This window comes from Allorhizobium sp. nf9_anc, from assembly GCF_056323085.1.
The window spans coordinates 499,212-518,431 of record NZ_CM150481.1; the positions used below are offsets into that span (position 1 = coordinate 499,212).

Consider the following 19,220-nt stretch of genomic DNA (forward strand, 5'->3'; position numbering starts at 1 on the left):
TCTCCCCGCAGGCGGGGAGAAGGGGGCAAACGGCCGGCCCCGGTGGCCTTCTCCCCGTTCACGGGGAGAAGGTGGCGGCAGCCGGATGAGGGGCAATCGCTGCGGGTCTTTACCTGACCCTTCCACTGCGGCTCGCCTCGGCAATCCCGACAAAATCCCGTGCCGCTTGCGGCAGGCTCGATCCCTTGCGCCAGACCATGCCGACCTGCACCACCGGCAGGGCACCTGACACGTCGCGGCTTTCGATGCGGTCGCCTTCCAGCGACCAGGGGCGATAGACGAGGTCGGGCAGGAGCGCCACGCCGGCGCCTGTCGCGACCAGACTGCGGACCGCTTCCACCGAGCGGGTGCGGAAGGCGACATGGGGGCGGGCGCCCAGCGCCGAGAGGAGCTTGCCGGTGTTCTCCTCGATTTCGTCGACCGTCAGCATGATCAGCGGTTCCTTGGTGATATCGGCAATCGAGATGATGTCCGCCGAGACCAGCGGATGGCCGATCGGGAGCCAGAGGCGATAGGGCGAGGTTTCCAGGATTTCGGCCTGCAGCGCCATTCGGTCCCGCAGGTTTGATATGACCATGACGGCGACATCCAGTTCGCCACCGATCAGCAGATGTTCGAGATAGGAGCCGTTGTCCTCGATCGCCGAGACCTCGACGCCCGGACAGGCCCGGCGATAGCGGGCCAGCAGATCTGACAGCACGTAGCCGGCGACGAGCGAGGTGACACCGATGTTGAGCGTGCCGCCGGTGCTGTTCTGAGTTTCGGTGAAAACGTTGCGGGCGTCCGAGACATCCGCGAGGATCTTCGTCGCGTGGCGAAGGAACTGGTGGCCGTTATAGGTGATGGTCAAACCGCGCGGGTGACGCTCGAAGAGTTCGACGCCGAGATCGCCCTCGAGCTCCTTGATCGCCTCGGTGACGGAGGACTGGGAAATCGAGAGGTTCTGGGCGGCGCGCGTGACCGATCCCTGTTCTGCGACGGCGACGAAATACTGCAACTGACGGAGGGTGAAGGCCATGGCTCTTTCAAGCATGGCGCCCGCCGTGAGGCAAGGCGGTCGTCATGACGGGCGAGGGCTTGTCAGGTTGCAGGGCAGGTTTGCAAAACTGCACTGGTCAAGACCCGCTCAGGGTGTAGGATCGTTACGCCCGCGCCGTTGGTTCGTCCACGGATCCCTCCTCGTGCAAAGCTCCCATTGCCCCATGAAATCGACGCCGCTCGGCTATATCTTCACCTTCCTCGCCTTTTCCGTCTTTGCCATCCAGGACGGACTTTCCAAGCATCTTGGCGAAACCCACTCGCCGGTGCAGGTGGCCATGGTGCGCTACTGGGCCTTCGTCGCCTTCGCGCTGTTTCTGGCGATGCGGTCGTCCGGTGGCTTGAGTGTTGCGGTCAACACGAAGCGGCCGTTTCTGCAAATCCTCAGGGGCCTCATTCTCTTCTTGCAGATCCTGATCTCGATCGTGGCCTTCACGCAGGTGGGACTTGCCCAGAGCCAGGCGATCTTTGCGGCCGGGCCGATTTTCGTGGCACTCCTCTCCATGCCGATCCTCGGCGAAAAGGTCGGCTGGCGGCGCTGGACGGCGATCCTCTTCGGCCTTGTCGGCGTGGTGATCATGCTGGCACCCAGCGGCGACGGCTTCAATTCCTATATCTGGCTGCCGCTGATCTGCGCGGTGCTCGGCGCGATCTACGGGATCGCCACGCGTCTCGTCAGTCGCGACGACCAGCCGTCGACCAGCTTCTTCTATCTGGCGATCGTCGGCTTCATCGGCTCGAACCTGCTTGGTCCCTTCTTCTGGACGCCGTTCACGCCTGTTGGATGGGGCTTGATGATCGGCCTCTGCTGCACCGGCATTGTCGGGCATCTGGCGCTGATCAAGGCCTATGAAAACCTCGATGCCGTCATCGTCCAGCCGATCTCCTACTGGCAGCTGGTGCTGGGTGCTATGATCGCGGTGACGGTGTTCGGCGAAGTGTTGCGCTGGAATACGGTGGTGGGTGCCGTCATCGTCGTCGGTGCGGGTCTCTTCACCGTCTGGCGGGAATGGGTGGTGTCGCGCCGCGCCAAGCGCGCCGAGGAAGAGGCGCGGGTCTAAGACGCTCCGGAGGTCTTATTCCTCATCAGCGATCCGTTTCAGTTCTTCCAGCCCCACCGGTGCGATCGGGCGGAAGTCCAGGCCATAGACACGGCTTGCGCAATCGCGTTTCACCCGTTCGATCTGCGCCTTTTCGCCCCGGATGCGGGCGCGCAGGAGCGGATCGCGGGTGCCTGTGATCGCCATCGACTTGTTGACCACCCAGCCATAGGGCGCGATGCCGGCGCGGCGCAGGTCGTCCTGAAGCGCTGATGCTTCAGAGACCGGTGTCGTCTCCGGCAGGGTGACCAGCAGGACGCGCGTATAGGCGGGGTCCTGCAGGCGCATCAGCGGTGTCACCATGCGGCCGGGAGCGTTGTCGTCCATATGGCGTGTCATCTGGCGGTGATAGGCGCCTGTCGCATCGAGCAGCAGCAGCGTGTGGCCGGTGGGCGCGGTGTCGATCACCACGAAGCTTGATCGGGCTTCGCCGACGACACGGGAGAAGGCGTGGAAGACGGCGACTTCTTCGGTGCAGGGAGAGGCAAGATCCTCGCGCAACAAGGCCTGACCGGCGTCATCGAGATCCCGGCCCTTGGTCGCCATGACCTTGTCGATGTAGCGTTTGGTCTCCGCCTCCGAATCGATGCGATCGACCGTCAGGCCTGGCATGGCGGCGGCACCGACGACGAAGGACAGATGGGCCGCCGGGTCTGTCGTGGTGAGGTGGACCGTATGGCCATGGGCGGCAAGCCCGACGGCGACGGCGGCGGCGACCGTGGTCTTGCCGACACCGCCCTTGCCCATGACCATGACAAGGCCCTTGCCGCTTGCGGCGATTTCATCGACCAGCGTCGAGAGACGGGGAAGGGCCAGGCTTTCGACGGTGTCGTCTGCGGTATCGGCAGGAGGCGCGAGGGCCGTCTCGGACAGCAGTGCGCGCAGGGCGTCGAAGCCCACCATGTCGAAGGGTTTAAGTCCGACCTCGTCGCGGGGCAGCGATGCGAGAGCGATTGGTAGGTCACTCAGCGCCTTCCTCTGTTCTGCCGCGAAGGCGCTCGCCACAGGATCGTTCGGATCCGTCGGCGTGAAGCGGCCGTTGACGGCGAGCATCTGGTTGGAAAGGCCGAGTTCGGAGAGCTCTCCGGCGGTGCGGGCGGCTTCGCGGATCGCGCCGCGATCGGCGCGTGTTACCAGCACGATGGTGGTGCGGGCGGGATCGCCGAGGCATTCCAGCGCCGTGCGGAATCGATCTTCCTGCATTTTCAGTCCGGAATGGGGCCCAAGGCAGGAGGCGCCGCGCTCATTGGTCTCCAGGAAGCCGGTCCAGGCCTTTGGCAAGCTGAGCAGCCGCAGGGTATGCCCGGTCGGCGCGGTGTCGAAGACGATGTGGTCGAAACGCGGGTTGTCATCGGCGAGCAGGCCGACGAATTCGTCGAAGGCGGCAATCTCTGTGGTGCACGCGCCTGACAGTTGTTCGCGCACGGTGGCGCGGTCCTTGTCGGTCGCATCAGGTCCCATCTGTCCCAGCACACGTTGGCGATAGTCTTCTGCCGCGCTCTCCGGGTCGATGTTCATCGCGGACAGGCCCGGCACACCGGGCACCGCTGTCGGATCGCTGCCGAGCGCCAGCCCCAGCATTTCATCGAGATTGGAGGCGGGGTCGGTGCTGACGAGCAGGATCTTCAGGCCCTGGTCGGCGAGCGCGATGGCCGTCGCGCAACTGAGCGAGGTCTTGCCGACGCCACCCTTGCCGGTGAAGAACAGGTGGCGGGTGGGTTTTTGAAGAAGTTTCATCGTCGACATGGGCGTCCATCCTCGCGTTGATGGAATGACCCTAGCCCGCCATCGCCCTTGCGGACTTGATTCATGCCAAGTGGCAGGGTGATCAGATGTCTCCTGCTGCGGCGATGCGGTTGACGCTGCGGGCCTGCCAGAGCGTGCGGAAGAAGGCGAGGATGAAGATGCCGCTCATGATCAGCACGATCGTCGGGGCGGGGGCACTGTCGATGAAGAAGCTCAGATAGATGCCCGCGAGCGAAGACGAGACAGCGACGATCACGGCCGTCACCAGCATCGTTGCGTAGCGCTTGGTGAGCAGGAAGGCGATCGCGCCGGGGGCAACGAGCATAGCGACCGAGAGGATGATGCCGACCGCTTTTAGGGCGCCGACGACGACCAGCGAGAGCACGGCGAGCTGGCCGTAATGCAGGAGACGGACAGACAGGCCGATGGCGCGGGCGTGCTGCGGATCGAAGGCATGGGCCAGAAGATCCTTGCGCAAGACAACGAGGAATGCGGCGGCGAAGAGGGCGATCAGGCCGGTCTCGATGAGGTCCGAGGGCAGGAGGCCCAGCATGTCGCCGAAGAGGATGTGGTCGAGATGCACCGAGCTCTGGACCTGGACATAGAGGACCAGGCCGAGGCCGAACATGCCGGAAAAGACGATGCCCAGCACCGTGTCTTCCTTGATGCGGCTGTTCTCCTTGATGAAGCCGGTCAGAAGCGCACAGACGAGACCGGCGATAAAGGCCCCGATCGCCAGCGGAATACCGGCGATATAGGCGATGACCACGCCCGGCAGCACGGCATGGGAGACTGCGTCGCCCATCAGCGACCAGCCTTTTAACACCAGCAGGCAGGAGAGGAGTGCCATGGGGATGGCGATCATCAATGTGACCACAAAGGCCGACTGCATGAAGGGAAGCTGGAAGGGCAGGAGGGCGAGTTCGAGGGTTTCGCTCATGCGGGCCGCTCCTCGGGCAGACGGTGCGGTTCTGCCGTCGATGCGGAGGGCATCGGTTCCAACGCTTCGCGGGCGCGGCTGCGGGCGGCGAGCAAGCCGTGCTTCGGGGCGAAGAGGAAGGCTGCGAGGAAGATCAGGGTCTGCAGGACGACGATGATGCCGCCGGTCGCGCCGTCGAGGAAGTAGCTGGCATAGGCACCGACGAAGCTGGTGCCGGCACCGATGGCAAGTGCCATGATGATTAGACGCTGGAAGCGGTCGGTCAGCAGATAGGCTGTGGCGCCTGGCGTTACGACCATGGCGATGACGAGGAAGGCGCCGACGGTCTGCATGGCGGCAACGGTGGAGGCCGCAAGCAGAGTGAAGAAGATCACCTTGAGGCGTTCGGGCTTGAGGCCGATCGAGCGGGCGTGGTTCTCGTCGAAGAAGGTGACCATCAGGTCCTTCCACTTCAGTGTCAGCACGAGGAGGCTGACGCCGCCGATCAGGATGAGCTGCAGCGTATCGGCCGGCGTGATGGCGAGGATATTGCCGAGCACGATGGTCTTGATGTCGATCGAGACGGGCGAGATCGAGACCATGAACAGGCCAAGGCCGAAGAAGGAGGTGAAGATCAGGCCGATGATCGCGTCTTCCTTCAGCTTGGTGCGCTGGTTGAGGAAGAGGATGGCGAGCGCTGCGAGCCCGCCGGACATGAACGCACCAAAAGCAAAGGGCAGGCCCAGCATATAGGCACCGGCAACGCCCGGCACGATGGCATGAGAGAGCGCATCGCCGATCAGCGACCAGCCTTTCAGCATCAGATAGGCGGAGAGGAAGCCGCAGACGCCGCCGACGAGTGCGCTCACCAGGATGGCGTTGCGCATGTAGTCGTAGGTGAAGGGCTCAACCAGGGTCGCGAGCATCGGCGGCTCCCGGTTTCGGCTGGCCATAGATGACAAAGGGGCGTTCGTCGTCGGTGATGACGGTGACCTCGCGGCCGTCATCGTCGTCGTGCAGGTCGCGGCCGGCGAGCACAAAGTGGCGCAGCGCGCCACCAAAGGCGGTCTTCAGGTTCGCCTCGGTGAAGGTATCCTCAGTCTTGCCGGAGGCGATGACCGTGCCTTTGACGAAGATGGTGCGGTCGCAGAAGTCGGGCACGCTGCCGAGATTGTGGGTGGAGACCAGCATGACGCGCCCCTCTGCACGCAGGTCCTTCATCAGACCGATGATCTGCTCCTCGGTGGTGACATCGACGCCGGTGAAGGGTTCGTCGAGCAGTATCACCTGGCCTTCCTGGGCAAGCGCGCGAGCGAGGAAGACGCGCTTGCGCTGGCCGCCGGAGAGTTCGCCGATCTGGCGCTTGCGGTAATCGCCCATGCCCACGCGGGCAAGCGCTTCGTCAACGAGCTGGTGATCGCGCTTCGAGGGGATGCGCAGGAAATTCATGTGGCCGTAACGGCCCATCATCACGACATCTTCGACGAGAACGGGGAAGTTCCAGTCGACTTCTTCCGCCTGGGGCACATAGGCGACGAGGTTCTGCTTGAGTGCCTGTTTGACGCTCATGCCGAGCACGCGGATCTCGCCTGAGGCCACCGGCACGAAGCCCATGATCGCCTTGAAGAGGGTGGACTTGCCGGCGCCGTTGACGCCGACAAGGGCCGTGATGGTTCCGGGTGGGATTGCAAAGCTCGCATGGCGCAAGGCCGTGTGGCCGTTGCGATAGGTGACCGTCACATCCTCTGCGGCGATCCCTTCGCGATTGCGTCTTGCGCCCGATCCCATGATCATCCGGCAAATCCCTTCACGATGGTCGATACCGTCACCTTCAAGAGATCCAGATAGGTCGGGACCGGGCCATCAGGCTCGCTGAGGGAGTCCACATAAAGGATGCCCCCGTAGCGTGCCCCGGTTTCCGCCGCGACCTGTTTGGCCGGCTTGTCGGAGACAGTGCTCTCAGAGAATACGACGGGGATCTTGTTTTCGATCACCTGGTCAACGACAGCCTTGACCTGCTGGGGCGTGCCCTGGCTATCGGCATTGATCGGCCAGAGGTAGAGTTCCTTCATGCCGAGATCGCGGGCGAGGTAGGAGAAGGCGCCTTCGCTCGTTACCAGGAAGCGCTCGTTTTCCGGGATCTTGGCGATTTCCGCCTTCATCGGCTCGATCTCGGCGCTGATCTTCTGCGAATAGGTCCTCGCATTGGCCTCGTAGATCGCGGCGTTTGCGGGGTCGAGATCGGTCAGGGCCTTGCGGATGTTTTCGACGTAGATCAGCGCGTTTTCCGGCGACATCCAGGCATGCGGGTTGGGCTTGCCGTCATAGGCGCCGCCGGCAATGCTGATCGGCTCGATGCCATCGCTGACGGTGACGGTCGGCACGTCGCCGAGATTGGCGAGAAATTTCTCGAACCAGGCTTCTAGGTTAAGGCCATTGCGCAGAACCAGATTGGCGTCGCGGGCCTTGAGGATGTCGCGCGGTGTGGGCTGGTAGCCGTGAATTTCCGCGCCGGGCTTGGTGATGCTTTCGACGGTTGCGGCATCGCCTGCAACATTCTGGGCAATATCGGCAATCACGGTGAAAGTCGTGACGACCTTCAGCTTGTCGTCGGCAAAAGCTGTCCCTGGCAGCAGGAGCGCCAGGGCGAAAAGACGGCAGGCAAGCTTTGAGACCATGGTCTATTCCTGTTCTTGCAAGTCATTCTCATTAAAACCTATCGCGCTCCGCGCTGATGTCAACGCTTTTGCAAATCATTTGCAAAAAGCTTTCCGTGATCTGTGCCGGAACTGGAAAGCCGGGGTTAAAGGTTCCGCAAGGAGAAGGGGGCTATGGTCGACCTCAGTATTGCGTAAACAGTCGGGACGGTGTCATGGCGGAGTTCCAAGCGTGAAGGTGCCGAAGATCCACCTTTCACGAAAGCTCATGCTCATTTTGGGCGGGGTGCTGGTCACCCTTGGCGGCACGGGTGCCGCTGCCGTCTATATCGGCGCGGACAAGCTGCTCGGCCCCTCCTATGCCGAATTGAACGGGCTTGAATGCACCGAAGTCAAAACGGTCGAGATCCGGAAGAAAGATCGCTTCTGGGTGCGCAAATTCATTACCACCAATGAACCCGGCGACGGGCTGACCCGCGTCAAGACGGCGCTGCGCGTGGCAAAGACCCTGCAGGAAACGAAGAAGGCCGACCTGGTGCAGGTCGTCGTACTCGATGCCACCGGCCCGAAGGACCGCTCGGGCATGCGTGGTCGTGCGGTCGGGGCTGACGTCATCTATGTGCCGGACCCGAGCCATGTGCCCCAGGAAATGTCGGCGCGTGTGCTGACGGCCCGTTATGCCGATGGCCTTGCTGCGCCGAATGGCGAGTTCTTCGGCGAGCGTGTCGACATGCTCGAAGCCGATATTCAGGCGCTTGTCGCCAAGCTCAACGATCAGACGGATTGCGTGAAGCCCGAAGGCTTGGTGCCGGAAGGCGAGGGCCATGGCGAGAAGGCCGCCGATGGTCACGGAGAGGCGCCGGCTCATGGCGCCGAGGATGCCCATGGCGAGAAGCCGGCCGAAGGGCATGGCGAGACGGATGCCAAGGGTGATGCCGAGGGTCATGGCGATGCGCCTGATGGTGAACACGGTGAGGAAACTCCGGTCGCCGAGCACGGTGCCGAGGAAGACAAGGGCTGGATGGCCTCGCTGATGGGCATGGTCGGTCTCGGCGGCGATGAAGCGCCTGCCGAAGGACACGCCGTACCGGCGGATGGCCATGCGGCACCCGCCGATGGCCATGGTGCCGTGGCCGAGGGTCACGAGGCGCCGGCCGAGGATCACGCGGAGCCGGCTGCTGTTGCGCATGGAGATGCAGGTTCTGCCGAGACCCATGGAGGAGACGCGGCGACCGATCATGCTGCCACGGATCCTGCCGCGCATGGTGAGGAACCGGCTGCCGATGCGGCTCATGCGGCTGCGCCCGAGCATGGGGCAGAACAGGTCGTGCATACCGAAGAGAACCCCGCCGTTGTTGATGAGGCTGCGGCCCATAGCGCGGATGAAAACAGCCACGACGGTGCGGTCGAACAAGCCGCAGGCCATGACGCTGCTGCCGGTGAGACGCCGGTGGCCGAAGAGGCGCCCTCCGAAGGCGACGGCTGGTTCTCATCGCTGAAGAGCATCGTTGGGCTTGGCGGTTCCGAGGAAGAGGCGCCCGTCGCGGATGTTGCCGCTGAAGCCAAGCCCGCCGAGGGTTCGGATGGTGCCAAGAGCGCCGACCACGGGGCTGCCTGGCTGGAGAAGATGCGGGCACAGCCGATCGCGCCAGAGGGTGCGGGTGCTGCCGTGCCGGCAACCAAGCCGGAAGAGCATGGTGCTGCGACAGTTCCGGCCGAGGACGAGGCCGTTCTGCCGCCCAAGGCCAACACCAAGGGTGACGAACACGCCAAGGCGGATCACTGACAGCGTTTTCGCGGCGTCCCGGCTAAAAGGCGGGGCGCGTTCGTCAGTCCATAGGGTCTGGAAATTCCGCGATGGCGGTCTTAAGCCAATCCAGGAAATGCTGCGTCTTGCGACGACCCTTGCGCGCCACTTTCACAGCATATCGATAGTCGCTCGGGTGAAAGCCTGATGGGGCCACCAGTCGACCTGAGCCGACATCCGTCGCGACCAGATGCCACGGGACTACCGCCGCGCCGAGACCGTTCAGAGCGGCCTCGATGGTCAGGTGATAATGGTCGAACGTTCGTGACGGTCTAGGACTGTCCGGGGAAGTTTGCGCCACCAGGCGCGCCCATTCATGCCAGACATGCGGGCGGGTGCGCGTTTCCAAGCGTGGCAGTTCGCCTGCCCAGGCCGCGGCATCAAGCTTTGTCTCAGGCGCAACTGAGGGCGCGAAGACGAGGCCGAGTTTTTCCTGAAACAGCAGTGAACAGTCGATCGGAATCTCAGTGCCGGGTTCAAGGATCAGGATCTGAACATCGACGGGGCTGCGCGGCGACCGGTCGTCTGTCGCGAGCCGCACATCGTATTGTGGATGCTTGGTGGTAAAGTCGTGCAGTCGCGGAACCAGCCAGCGGATTGCAAAGGTGCTCAGGCAGGCAACGTCCAGAATGCTGTCATCGCCTTTCGAAACGAGGCGTAGTGCATCCTCGATCTGATCGAAGGCGTTTGTCAGGGCAAAGCCGAAAACACGTCCTTCAGCCGTCAGTCTTGGACGGTTGCGCGGCCCCTCGAACAGCGGTGTTCCGATTACCGCTTCCAGGTGACTGACATGGCGGCTCACGGCGCCATGGGTGACGGCGAGCTCTTCGGCACCTTCTGTGAGGGTTCCATGGCGGGCCGCAGCCTCAAAGGCGCGCAGCGCGGCAATGGGCAGATTTTTCCTGTGATTCATGTGAGCCACAGTCACAAACATGCGGGCCAGATGTCAATATGTGCGGCCTTATCTGTGTGATATTTCGCAACAATCTTCAGCACGTACAAGAGGTTGTTCTATGCCCTTCATCCGAACTGCTTTGCCCCATGGAACCGAAATTGCGCGCAAGCGCCATATCGTGGAGGGCATTCACGATGCGCTGGTCGAGGCCATTGGCATGCCGCAAGACGAGCTGTTTAACTTGGTCAGCGAGTACCGTGACGGTGAGTTCTTCTTTGATCGTCGCTTCAATGGCATCGCGCGCTCGGATGCCGTCGTGGTGGTGGAAATTACGATGCGGCGCGGGAGAAGCGATGCGATGAAAAAGGCGCTTTATGCCGCGATTGCGCGCAATCTCGAAACTCGCGCGGAGGTCTCCCCGAAAGATGTTTTCATCTTCATGCATGAAAATGATTATTCGGACTGGAGTGTTGGGAACGGTGTTTTTGCCATGGCGATCGCGCAGCAGCGCGGCGCAGACAACTGACGGGCGTCATCGCCCGATCCTGCCGTTCAGGTCACGCTCGCAGTCTGTCGGCTGCGAGCGCTTTTGTCTTGAACTGGCGCCGAAGCGCCTGCCGTCGAATGTGACCGCTCAGTCGTTGCGGTTGCGGCGCGCCGGGAAGAGGATGACGTCGCGGATCGACGGGGCGTTGGTCAGAAGCATGATCAGGCGGTCGACGCCGATGCCGAGGCCACCGGCGGGCGGCATGCCCTGATCGATCGCATCCAGGAATTCGTCGTCGAGCTGCTTGTCCTTTTCGCCGCGCGAATGGGCCTGTTCGAGCTGCTCGACCATGCGCTTGCGCTGCTCTTCCGGGTCATTCAGTTCGGAGAAGGCATTGCCGACTTCCCAGGCGTTGCAATAGGTCTCGAAACGCTCGACGAGGCGCGGCTCGCCCGGCACTTCCTTGGCAAACGGCGAGATGTCCTTCGGGAAATGCGTGACGTGGCTCGGCTGGATCAGCGTGCCTTCGACCTTTTCCTCGAAGATAAAGGCCAGGCATTCACCCCAGGTCCAGTCCTTCTCGACGGCAAAACCTGCGGCCTTGGCGGCGGTGCGGGCTTCCTCGTCGGTCTTCATTGAAAGGAAGTCGATGCCGGTTGCTTCCTTGACGGCGTCGGGCATGGGCACGCGCTTGAACGGGCCCTTAAAGGAGAGCTGCTTGTCACCGAAGGTGAGGTCGGTCGTGCCGTGGATGCCGATGGCGAGCGTCTCGAACATGCGCTCGACGAGGCCCATCATGTCCTCGTAGTCGGCATAGGCCCAGTAGCATTCCATCATGGTGAATTCGGGATTGTGGCGGGTCGACACACCTTCGTTGCGGAAGTTGCGGTTGACCTCGAACACCTTGTCGGCGAGCCCCGACACCAGCGTGCGCTTCAGGAACAGTTCCGGCGCGATGCGCAGATACATGTCCATCTTCAGCGTGTTGTGGTGGGTCTTGAAGGGCTCGGCCGTTGCGCCGCCGTAGACGGTCTGCAGCATCGGGGTTTCGACTTCCAGGAAGCCTTCGCCCTCGAGGAAGCGGCGGATGCCGGAGACGATCTTCGAGCGCTGCTGGAAGCGGAGCTTGGATTCCTCATTGGTGAGGATGTCGAGGTGGCGCTTGCGGTAGCGCAGCTCGATGTCGGCGAGACCGTGATACTTCTCCGGCATGGGGAGAAGCGTCTTGGTCAGCATGGTGATTTCATGGGCGTTGATGGTCAGTTCGCCACGCTTCGTACGACGGACCTGGCCCTTGACGCCGATGATGTCGCCGAGGTCGATCATCGGCAACAGCGCGCGGGCTTCTTCCGGGGTCGTGTCCTTGTGGGAGAAGATCTGGATCTTGCCCGAGGCGTCATGGATGTCCATGAACATGCCGGAATTGCGCGAGGAATAGACGCGGCCGGCCACCGTAATGATGTCGTCAGACGTCTCGTCCAGTTCCAACCCTGCGTATTTCTCGGCAAATTCCGCATTCGTCATCGTGCGTTGGAAATGCGCCGGATAGACATCGCCGACCTGTTCGCGCAACAGCGCGAGTTTCTGGCGGCGGACTTCCGTCGGGTCGGAGGAGAGGGCGGTTTCGGTGGTCTGTTCGGTCATCGTGTGGTTCCTGTGGCGGCCTCTGGCCTCTGCCGTAAGTCTTTGCCCCTCACCCTACCCTCTCCCCGCAAGCGGGGAGAGGAGACGTTGTGCCAAAGTTCGCCGTCGTGGCCTTCTCCCCGTTCACGGGGAGAAGGTGCCCGAAGGGCGGATGAGGGGCACTCTTTCAAATCAGTTCTGCGCACCCGCCATCGCGGTCAGGACCTGGATCGCCACCTTCAACCGCTGGCGCACGACCGAGCGGCCGAGCAGCGCCATCGAGTCAAACAGCGGCAGCGAGCGCTGGCTACCGGAGACGGCGACGAAGAGGGGCGGGGTGACGACACGGAGCTTCTTTTCCATGCGCTCGGAGATCGCGCGCAGCTCTTCCTCGATGGTTGTGACATTCCATTCGAGGATCTTTTCAAGATCCGCCTGAACGGTGGTGACTATTTCGAGTGTTTCGGCCGGGCTGGTCTTCAGGCCGTCAAAGGAGGCGGGCGTCAGGCCGACGTCGTTGGCCAGCAGGAAGCCGGCAAGCGGTGGCACTTCGCCAAGCTTGGTGACGCGGCTCTGGGCAAGCTTCAGGCCTTCGACTAGGCGATCGTTTTCCATCGACCAGTCGCGCACGCGTGCGACAAAGTCTTCCGGCGAGAGCTTCTCGCGGAGCCAGCGGCCGTTCAGCCAGTCGAGCTTCTGAATGTCGAAGATCGCGCCGGCCTTGGACAGGTTGTCAGGATCGAACTTGGCGATCAGCTCTTCCATCGACAGCAGCTCTTCGCCTTCTGCGATCTGGATGAAGAACAGGCCGAGGAAGTTCATCAGGGCTTCCGGCAGGTAGCCGAGGGCCGAGTAATAGGAGATCGAGGTCGGGTTCTTGCGCTTCGACAGCTTCGACTTGTCGTGATTGCGCATCAGCGACAGGTGCATGAAGACAGGCGGCTCGAGACCGAGATGCTTGTAGATCAAGATGTGCTTCGGCACGGAAGCCAGCCACTCCTCGCCGCGGGCGACGTGGGTGATCTTCATCATGTGGTCGTCGACGACGTTGGCCATGTGATAGGTCGGCATGCCATCGCCCTTGAGCAACACCTGCATGTCCACGCTTTCCCACGGGATCGACACGTCGCCGTAGACGCCGTCGTGGAAGTCGCAGGAGCCTTCGCTCGGCACTTTCAGGCGGATGACATGTGGCTCGCCGGCAGCAACGCGGGAAGTCACTTCTTCGGCCTTCAGGTGCAGGCAGTGGCCGTCATAACCAGGCGGCTTGCCGGCGGCGCGCTGCGCTTCGCGCATGCTCTCAAGCCGTTCCGGTGTGCAGAAGCAATGGAATGCGCCGCCATTGTCGAGCATCTTGTCGACGTAAGGGCGGTAGAGGTCCTTGCGCTCGGACTGGCGATAGGGGCCGTAAGGGCCGCCGACATCGGGGCCTTCCGACCAGGTGAGGCCGGTCCACTTCAGGGCGTCCAGAACCTTCTGTTCGAATTCCGCAGTCGAGCGGGTCGCGTCGGTGTCCTCGATGCGCAGGATGAACTCGCCGTCGAATTTCTTCGCGAAGAGGTAGTTGAACAGCGCGATATAGGCGGTGCCGACATGGGGCTCGCCGGTCGGGGATGGTGCAATGCGGACGCGGACGCCGGACTTGGTCATGGGTAAAGCTCGTGGTGCGTGCGGATGATCGGCAGTTTAGCGCCGGATCTTGAAATTGTGAGGCTGCCGGTAAGGGCCGGTGAGAACGGAGTTCGGCACCTTGGCGCCGCCTGTTCCACAGCGTGGCCTTAGGCCATATTCAGGGCCGTGCGTCAAGAAAAACCACGGAAACCGGCCTTTCGAGCGGCATTGAAAAAATCGTCAAAAAATTTTTGGGAGAGCCGGAACCTGGGGCCGGATCCGGCGTTCTTATGGCAGAGCGCAGGCCGTGCCAACCGGACGCGACGGGATATGGGGAACACGGGAGTTTTTCCGGTTTCTATCCGTGGCCAACGAAATGGCAGGCGAGCCCCTTAACCGTCCGGCCTGTGCTCTCCCCAAGTCCCCGCCCCCAAGGAAAACCTGCGTCCGCCGACGCAGGTTTTTCTTTGTGCGCGTTTTCCGTGGCCTAGCCGGATCAGCTGACCGGCCAGACCATCAGCAAGGCCGGGACCGAGACCAGGACGATGAGGATCGAGAGGGGAAGCCCAAGCCTTGGATAGTCCGAAAAGCGGTAGCCGCCGGGGCCCATGACCAGCGTGTTGCACTGGTGACCGATGGGGGTGAGGAAATCGCAGCCTGCACCAATGGCAACTGCCATCAGGAAGGCCTCCGGCTTGTAGCCGAGGCCGGTCGCGAAGCTTGCAGCGATCGGGGCCATGACGAGAACCGTCGCTGCATTGTTGAGGAAGGGTGTGACGGCCATGGCGGTCAGCAGGATCATTGCTACAGCACCCCAGGCGGGCATCCCTCCAGCCACTGCGTTGAGCCAGCCGGCAATGACGTCGCTGCCACCTGACGTGCGCAGCGTATCGGCGACGGGGATCAGGGCGGCCAGCATGACCAGTATCGGTCCGTCGACAGCGCGGTAGACCTCGCTCACAGGGATGACGCCGAACGCGACCATGGCAAGGGCTGCGGCGAAGAAGGCGATGGCGACAGGCGCCAGGCCGAGCGCGGTTGCGCCCATGGCGATGACCAGGATTGCCAGCGGGATGAAGATGTTGCGGCTGGTGCCGAGCAGGATTTCGCGTTCGGCGAGCGGCAGGCAGCCGAGTTCTGTCAGGATCGACGGCATCTGCTGGCGCAGGCCCTGGAGCACCACGACGTCGCCCGAGCGTAGGGTCAACTGGCCGAGGCGCTCGCGGATGCGTTTGCCCTGGCGGCTGACGGCCAGAAGGTTGACGCCGTAGGTGTGGACCAATGACAGCTCGCTGGTCGTCTGACCGATCAGCGGCGAGCCACGTCCGATGACAGCCTCGACGGAGGAGATGTCGCCACGCCGCTTGCGGTCGCCATCCGTGTTCCCGGACAGGCTGAGATTGCCTTGCGAGACGATACGGTCCAAAGCCTCGGACGGTCCTTCCAGGAGAAGCGTGTCCTCCTCGTGCAGCAGGACATCCGGGAAGGGCGACAGACGGGTCTGGCCACGTAGGATGGCCGAGGCCGTCACCTCGCCGTGGGACGTTTGCAGCAGGTGATGCAGCGTCTTGCCGACGAAGGGAGACTGGCGGGTGATCATGGCTTCCGTCGCGAAGCTCGAGGCTTCGAGTGCCTCCTGCAGCGACGGATTCTGGTTCTCGCGGCGCGGCACGAGCCAGTAGAAGAAGATCAGGAAGACGATACCGGCTGCGGCGAGCGTTGCGCCGACCGGCGTGAAGTCGAACATGGTGAAGGGCTGGCCGGTCAGCTCTTCCCGCAGGCGGGAGACGGCAATATTCGGCGAGGTGCCGATCTGCGTCATCAAGCCGCCAAGCAGGGCGGAGAAGGCCATGGGCATCAGGAAGACGGATGGTGGGACGCTCGATCTGCGGGCGAACTGGAAGGCCACCGGCATCATGATGGCGAGGGCGCCGATGTTCTTGATGAAGGCCGAGAGCACGGTCACGGTGACCAGCAGGAGCAGCATCTGGCCGTGTAGCGATGTCAGCGCCGGGAAGAAGCGCTTGATGGCGAGATCCACCACGCCGGAGCGGGCAACACCCGCACTGACCACCAATGCGCTGCCGACGATGATGACGAGGTCGTCAGAGAAGCCGGAAAAGGCATCGGCTGCCGGCAGAAGCCCAAGAACGACCGCGGCGACGAGCGCCACGCAGGCCACGACGTCGTAGCGAAACTTCTCCCAGAGAAAGGCGGCCATCATCACCGCGATGAGGCCGAAGGCGAGGATTTGCTCGTATGTCATTGGGCTCCGGCCAAATGCGGATGGTCGATGAAGGCGTAAGCGCTGACAGCAATTCCGGCAAGAGCCGATCGGCTCCGGCGCGATCGCTGCAGATAAAAAAAGGCCCATCTAACGACAGGCCTTCTTTTCAATTCAGCTAGAGCTCAATGCACCGCGGTCTTGGCTGCGCGGTCACGCTCGCGCTTGCGGCGAGCGAACATGTTGAGCACTTCGACCAAGGCCGAGAAGGCCATCGCGGCGTAGACATAACCCTTCGGCACATGGAAGCCCATGCCTTCGGCAATGAGCGTCGTGCCGATCATCATGAGGAAGGCCAGAGCCAGCATGACGATGGTCGGGTTCTTCTCGATGAAGTTGGCAAGCGGGGTAGCTGCCACGAGCATGACGGTGACGGCCGCGACCACGGCGACGACCATGATCGGGACATGCGGCGTCATGCCGACGGCGGTGATGATGCTGTCGATCGAGAAGACGAGGTCGAGCAGCAGGATCTGGCCGATGGCGCTGGCAAAGGTCGTCGATGCTGTCGAGGCGATGAAGTCCTCTTCCTTGTCGACCGGGTCCACGGCATGGTGGATTTCCTTCGTTGCCTTCCAGACGAGGAAGAGACCGCCGGCGATCAGAATCATGTCCTTCCACGAGAAGCCGTGGCCGAAGAGCTCGAAGACCGGCGTGGTCAGCTGGACGATCCAGGCGACGGTGCCGAGCAGGGCCAGGCGCATGACGAGCGCAAGGCCGATGCCGATGCGGCGGGCCTTTTCGCGCATCTCTGCGGGCAGCTTGTTGGTCAGGATCGAGATGAAGATGAGGTTGTCGATGCCGAGAACGATCTCCATGACGACGAGCGTCACGAGTGCGACCCAGGCGGCGGGGTCCTGGAGGAGAACGCTGATATTTTCCATTAATGTCTTCCGTGCTGATCAAACGGATGGGGGACCTAGGACATGAGACATATCCCGGGGAATGGCAAGCAGCGATTTAAAGTCCGAGATCGGAACAAAGTTCCGTCGATGATCAGCCGCGGGCTTCGGTGCTTTTCGGGCCGTAGAAGTTCATGAACATGCGAAGGCCTGACTCCACCACGCGTGCGATTTCCGTTTCGGCGGGGCGCACGGGAATGTCGTTGAACAGGCGCTTCTTGAAATAGCCGGCCGTCGACATGTCGATGAACTGACGGGCAGCGAGATCCGTGTCCTCGACTTCCAGTTCGCCCTTGTCGTTGGCAGCCGCAATATAGTCCTGCAGCAGAACCTTGATGTTCGTCGGTGACGAGGCGAAGAAGCGCTGACAGAGCGTCGGCATGCGATCGAGCACGCCCATCAGGATGCGCATCGTCGGGATCATTTCCGTGTCGAGAATGAAGTGCGCGTGGGCCAGCGCATATCGGCGCAAGCCTTCCTCGACATTGGCGCTTTCTTCAAGGATCTGCCGGATGGCGGCATCGAATGCGCTCTTTTCCCGTTCCACGAGAGCACCGAACAGATCTTCCTTGCTCTGGAAATAGACGTAGATGGTGCCCTTCGACACGCCCGCCTCGCGGGTCACGTCATTCATGCTTGCGGCGTCATAGCCGAGCTTCATGAAGACGCGCTTCGCGCCGTCCAGGATCTGGCCTCGCTTCACGGGGTCTGCGCCCGCTGCGAAACGGCCGACCCCACCGCAACCCTCGGGGGCTGCTATTGTGATCTCTTCCTGTTTCATCCTCTGCCTCGGCATTCTGCCTTCAAGACTATTAACCCAATCGGATCTTCGCTGAAAATCCGCGTTTCTATGCCTTGATATGCGTTAGCAAAGGCTATATGTCAATCGAACCGAACGGTTCAGTTCGAATAAATTAAACCAATCCCCGGTCCGTATCATGTCAGCGACGCAAAGATCCACCGCCCTTCGTTCCAATTCCACTCCAGTCGACCGGAATGAGGCCGCGCCCGCAACTGAAACGGATACCGGGGTCCCTACACCGTCCATCTCGGACGCCCCGAAGGCGAAGAAGCGCAGCCCGGTTCTCCCGGTGATCCTTGCAGCACTCCTCGGCGGCGCGGCTTGGTATGGTTACGGCTGGTGGACCGAGGGTCGGTTCATGGTGTCGACAGAGGATGCCTATATCGAAGGTGATATCGCCATCATCTCGCCGAAGGTGTCCGGCTATGTCGAGAAGGTCAATGTGACCAGCGATCAGATCGTCCATGCCGGCGACCCGCTCGTGACGCTCGATGGCGGCGACTATCAGATTGCCTATGAGCAGGCGCTCGCCAACAAGGAAAGCGCGGAACTGTCGGTCAAGCGCATCGATGCGCAGATCATCGGCGGCGAGGCGAGCGTGGCGCAGTCCGAAGCCCAGCTCGGTGCGCTCGAAGCGGCCGCGCGCGGCGCCGAAATCACCGCAAATCGGGCGAGCGACCTTGCCTCCAAGTCCGTCGGCACCACCGCTGATCTCGACAACGCCAAGGTATCGCTCGACCAGGCACGCGCCAATCTCGTGGCCGGGCAGGCGGCAGTTTCTTCCGCGAAAGCCAATCTCGCGCTCCTCAAGGCGCAGCGCGAAGAGGCCTTGAGCACGGTGCGCCTGCAGCAGCTGGCGATCGACAAGGCCAAGCGCGACCTCGACTTTACCGTTCTCAAGGCGCCTTATGACGGCGTGATCGGCAATCTCGCGGTTCAGGCCGGTGACCTCGTCTCCGCCGGCAAGCGGCTCGCAGCTCTCGTTCCGACCAGCGAGCTCTATATCGAAGCCAATTTCAAGGAGACGCAGATCGCTGATCTGGTCCCTGGCTCCAAGGTCGCGATCCATGTGGATGCCTATGGTGATCAGCCGCTCGAAGGCACGGTGACCTCTATCGCTCCGGCCTCCGGTGCCATCTTCTCGATGCTGCCGGCCGAAAACGCCACAGGCAATTTCACCAAGGTCGTTCAGCGCGTGCCTGTTCGCATTGCTCTTCCTGAAGACGCGCTTGCCGGCGGCCATCTGCGCGCCGGCCTGAGCGTCATCGTCGACGTCGACACCCGCACGGCCCCTGACGGCCGGGCGCTTGCCGCGAAGTAAACCACCGGCAGTCGTTATCGAAAGGGCC

General features: G+C 62.4%; 16 protein-coding genes. 4 read left to right on the forward strand and 12 right to left on the reverse strand.

From position 1 onward, the window contains the following. Positions 1-109: 109 nt before the first annotated feature. Positions 110-1,018 carry a LysR family transcriptional regulator gene (locus AC02Y0_RS02235; RefSeq protein ID WP_102018489.1) on the reverse strand — a complete coding sequence of 303 codons (909 nt, stop codon included), beginning with the start codon at positions 1,016-1,018 and terminating at the stop codon, positions 110-112. A 184-nt stretch (positions 1,019-1,202) separates the two neighbouring features. Here AC02Y0_RS02235 and AC02Y0_RS02240 point away from each other — a divergent pair, with 184 nt between their 5' ends. After that, on the forward strand, positions 1,203-2,099 hold the full coding sequence (locus tag AC02Y0_RS02240; protein WP_476382077.1) for a DMT family transporter: 897 nt from the start codon (positions 1,203-1,205) through the stop codon (positions 2,097-2,099). Positions 2,100-2,114: 15 nt separating this feature from the next. On the opposite strand, the gene arsA is transcribed toward AC02Y0_RS02240, so the two are convergent. The 5 genes from arsA to AC02Y0_RS02265 form a co-directional block, all read right to left on the reverse strand. Then, positions 2,115-3,884 (reverse strand): arsenical pump-driving ATPase, encoded by a 1,770-nt coding sequence (arsA, locus tag AC02Y0_RS02245; protein ID WP_476382079.1) that lies wholly within the window; start codon positions 3,882-3,884, stop codon positions 2,115-2,117. Positions 3,885-3,966: 82 nt separating this feature from the next. Further along, a complete protein-coding gene (locus AC02Y0_RS02250; RefSeq protein ID WP_476382081.1) occupies positions 3,967-4,824 on the reverse strand; it encodes a metal ABC transporter permease in 858 nt (285 codons plus the stop codon). Further along, complete coding sequence (locus AC02Y0_RS02255; RefSeq protein ID WP_476382083.1) at positions 4,821-5,729, reverse strand: metal ABC transporter permease; 909 nt, start codon at positions 5,727-5,729, stop codon at positions 4,821-4,823. Before AC02Y0_RS02255 ends, AC02Y0_RS02250 begins: the two co-directional genes overlap by 4 nt. Further along, positions 5,710-6,597 carry a manganese/iron ABC transporter ATP-binding protein gene (locus tag AC02Y0_RS02260; protein WP_476382084.1) on the reverse strand — a complete coding sequence of 296 codons (888 nt, stop codon included), beginning with the start codon at positions 6,595-6,597 and terminating at the stop codon, positions 5,710-5,712. Before AC02Y0_RS02260 ends, AC02Y0_RS02255 begins: the two co-directional genes overlap by 20 nt. Next, the gene (locus AC02Y0_RS02265; RefSeq protein ID WP_476382086.1) at positions 6,594-7,481 is read right to left on the reverse strand and encodes a metal ABC transporter substrate-binding protein; all 888 of its coding nucleotides are present in this window, start codon (positions 7,479-7,481) and stop codon (positions 6,594-6,596) included. Before AC02Y0_RS02265 ends, AC02Y0_RS02260 begins: the two co-directional genes overlap by 4 nt. A gap of 247 nt (positions 7,482-7,728) precedes the next feature. On the opposite strand from AC02Y0_RS02265, the gene AC02Y0_RS02270 reads away from it, so the two are divergent. Next, complete coding sequence (locus AC02Y0_RS02270; protein ID WP_476382087.1) at positions 7,729-9,246, forward strand: hypothetical protein; 1,518 nt, start codon at positions 7,729-7,731, stop codon at positions 9,244-9,246. Between the two features lie 43 nt (positions 9,247-9,289). Here AC02Y0_RS02270 and AC02Y0_RS02275 read toward each other — a convergent pair whose 3' ends face one another. Further along, a complete protein-coding gene (locus AC02Y0_RS02275) occupies positions 9,290-10,180 on the reverse strand; it encodes a LysR substrate-binding domain-containing protein (RefSeq protein WP_476382089.1) in 891 nt (296 codons plus the stop codon). A gap of 100 nt (positions 10,181-10,280) precedes the next feature. Here AC02Y0_RS02275 and AC02Y0_RS02280 point away from each other — a divergent pair, with 100 nt between their 5' ends. Continuing rightward, entirely contained in the window at positions 10,281-10,688 is a 408-nt protein-coding gene (locus AC02Y0_RS02280; protein ID WP_476382091.1) for a tautomerase family protein, read from the forward strand. A 108-nt stretch (positions 10,689-10,796) separates the two neighbouring features. Here the strand turns inward: AC02Y0_RS02280 and lysS are convergent, their stop codons facing one another. The 5 genes from lysS to AC02Y0_RS02305 all read right to left on the reverse strand — a co-directional run bounded on the left by lysS (position 10,797) and on the right by AC02Y0_RS02305 (position 17,850). Then, positions 10,797-12,293 (reverse strand): lysine--tRNA ligase, encoded by a 1,497-nt coding sequence (gene lysS, locus AC02Y0_RS02285; protein ID WP_476382093.1) that lies wholly within the window; start codon positions 12,291-12,293, stop codon positions 10,797-10,799. Between the two features lie 171 nt (positions 12,294-12,464). After that, entirely contained in the window at positions 12,465-13,922 is a 1,458-nt protein-coding gene (gene gltX / locus AC02Y0_RS02290) for a glutamate--tRNA ligase (protein WP_476382095.1), read from the reverse strand. Between the two features lie 457 nt (positions 13,923-14,379). Next, a complete protein-coding gene (locus AC02Y0_RS02295; protein ID WP_476382097.1) occupies positions 14,380-16,149 on the reverse strand; it encodes an SLC13 family permease in 1,770 nt (589 codons plus the stop codon). A gap of 143 nt (positions 16,150-16,292) precedes the next feature. Further along, the gene (locus tag AC02Y0_RS02300) at positions 16,293-17,051 is read right to left on the reverse strand and encodes a TerC family protein (protein WP_476382099.1); all 759 of its coding nucleotides are present in this window, start codon (positions 17,049-17,051) and stop codon (positions 16,293-16,295) included. A gap of 112 nt (positions 17,052-17,163) precedes the next feature. After that, positions 17,164-17,850, reverse strand: coding sequence for a TetR/AcrR family transcriptional regulator (locus AC02Y0_RS02305; RefSeq protein ID WP_476382101.1), 687 nt, complete (start codon positions 17,848-17,850; stop codon positions 17,164-17,166). Between the two features lie 157 nt (positions 17,851-18,007). Between AC02Y0_RS02305 and AC02Y0_RS02310 the strand changes: the two genes are divergently transcribed. Next, the gene (locus tag AC02Y0_RS02310) at positions 18,008-19,192 is read left to right on the forward strand and encodes an HlyD family secretion protein (protein ID WP_476382103.1); all 1,185 of its coding nucleotides are present in this window, start codon (positions 18,008-18,010) and stop codon (positions 19,190-19,192) included. Positions 19,193-19,220 lie beyond the last annotated feature (28 nt).

What these genes read in the sequence shown, in the direction of transcription:
- AC02Y0_RS02310 (WP_476382103.1), top strand. Translation starts at nt 18,008, where the DNA reads ATGTCAGCGACGCAAAGATCCACCGCCCTTCGTTCCAATTCCACTCCA.
- AC02Y0_RS02305 (WP_476382101.1), bottom strand. Translation starts at nt 17,850, where the DNA reads ATGAAACAGGAAGAGATCACAATAGCAGCCCCCGAGGGTTGCGGTGGG.
- AC02Y0_RS02250 (WP_476382081.1), bottom strand. Translation starts at nt 4,824, where the DNA reads ATGAGCGAAACCCTCGAACTCGCCCTCCTGCCCTTCCAGCTTCCCTTC.
- lysS (WP_476382093.1), bottom strand. Translation starts at nt 12,293, where the DNA reads ATGACCGAACAGACCACCGAAACCGCCCTCTCCTCCGACCCGACGGAA.
- AC02Y0_RS02255 (WP_476382083.1), bottom strand. Translation starts at nt 5,729, where the DNA reads ATGCTCGCGACCCTGGTTGAGCCCTTCACCTACGACTACATGCGCAAC.
- AC02Y0_RS02235 (WP_102018489.1), bottom strand. Translation starts at nt 1,018, where the DNA reads ATGGCCTTCACCCTCCGTCAGTTGCAGTATTTCGTCGCCGTCGCAGAA.
- AC02Y0_RS02240 (WP_476382077.1), top strand. Translation starts at nt 1,203, where the DNA reads ATGAAATCGACGCCGCTCGGCTATATCTTCACCTTCCTCGCCTTTTCC.
- AC02Y0_RS02280 (WP_476382091.1), top strand. Translation starts at nt 10,281, where the DNA reads ATGCCCTTCATCCGAACTGCTTTGCCCCATGGAACCGAAATTGCGCGC.
- AC02Y0_RS02265 (WP_476382086.1), bottom strand. Translation starts at nt 7,481, where the DNA reads ATGGTCTCAAAGCTTGCCTGCCGTCTTTTCGCCCTGGCGCTCCTGCTG.
- gltX (WP_476382095.1), bottom strand. Translation starts at nt 13,922, where the DNA reads ATGACCAAGTCCGGCGTCCGCGTCCGCATTGCACCATCCCCGACCGGC.
- AC02Y0_RS02300 (WP_476382099.1), bottom strand. Translation starts at nt 17,051, where the DNA reads ATGGAAAATATCAGCGTTCTCCTCCAGGACCCCGCCGCCTGGGTCGCA.
- AC02Y0_RS02260 (WP_476382084.1), bottom strand. Translation starts at nt 6,597, where the DNA reads ATGATCATGGGATCGGGCGCAAGACGCAATCGCGAAGGGATCGCCGCA.
- AC02Y0_RS02270 (WP_476382087.1), top strand. Translation starts at nt 7,729, where the DNA reads ATGCTCATTTTGGGCGGGGTGCTGGTCACCCTTGGCGGCACGGGTGCC.
- AC02Y0_RS02275 (WP_476382089.1), bottom strand. Translation starts at nt 10,180, where the DNA reads ATGAATCACAGGAAAAATCTGCCCATTGCCGCGCTGCGCGCCTTTGAG.
- AC02Y0_RS02295 (WP_476382097.1), bottom strand. Translation starts at nt 16,149, where the DNA reads ATGACATACGAGCAAATCCTCGCCTTCGGCCTCATCGCGGTGATGATG.
- arsA (WP_476382079.1), bottom strand. Translation starts at nt 3,884, where the DNA reads ATGTCGACGATGAAACTTCTTCAAAAACCCACCCGCCACCTGTTCTTC.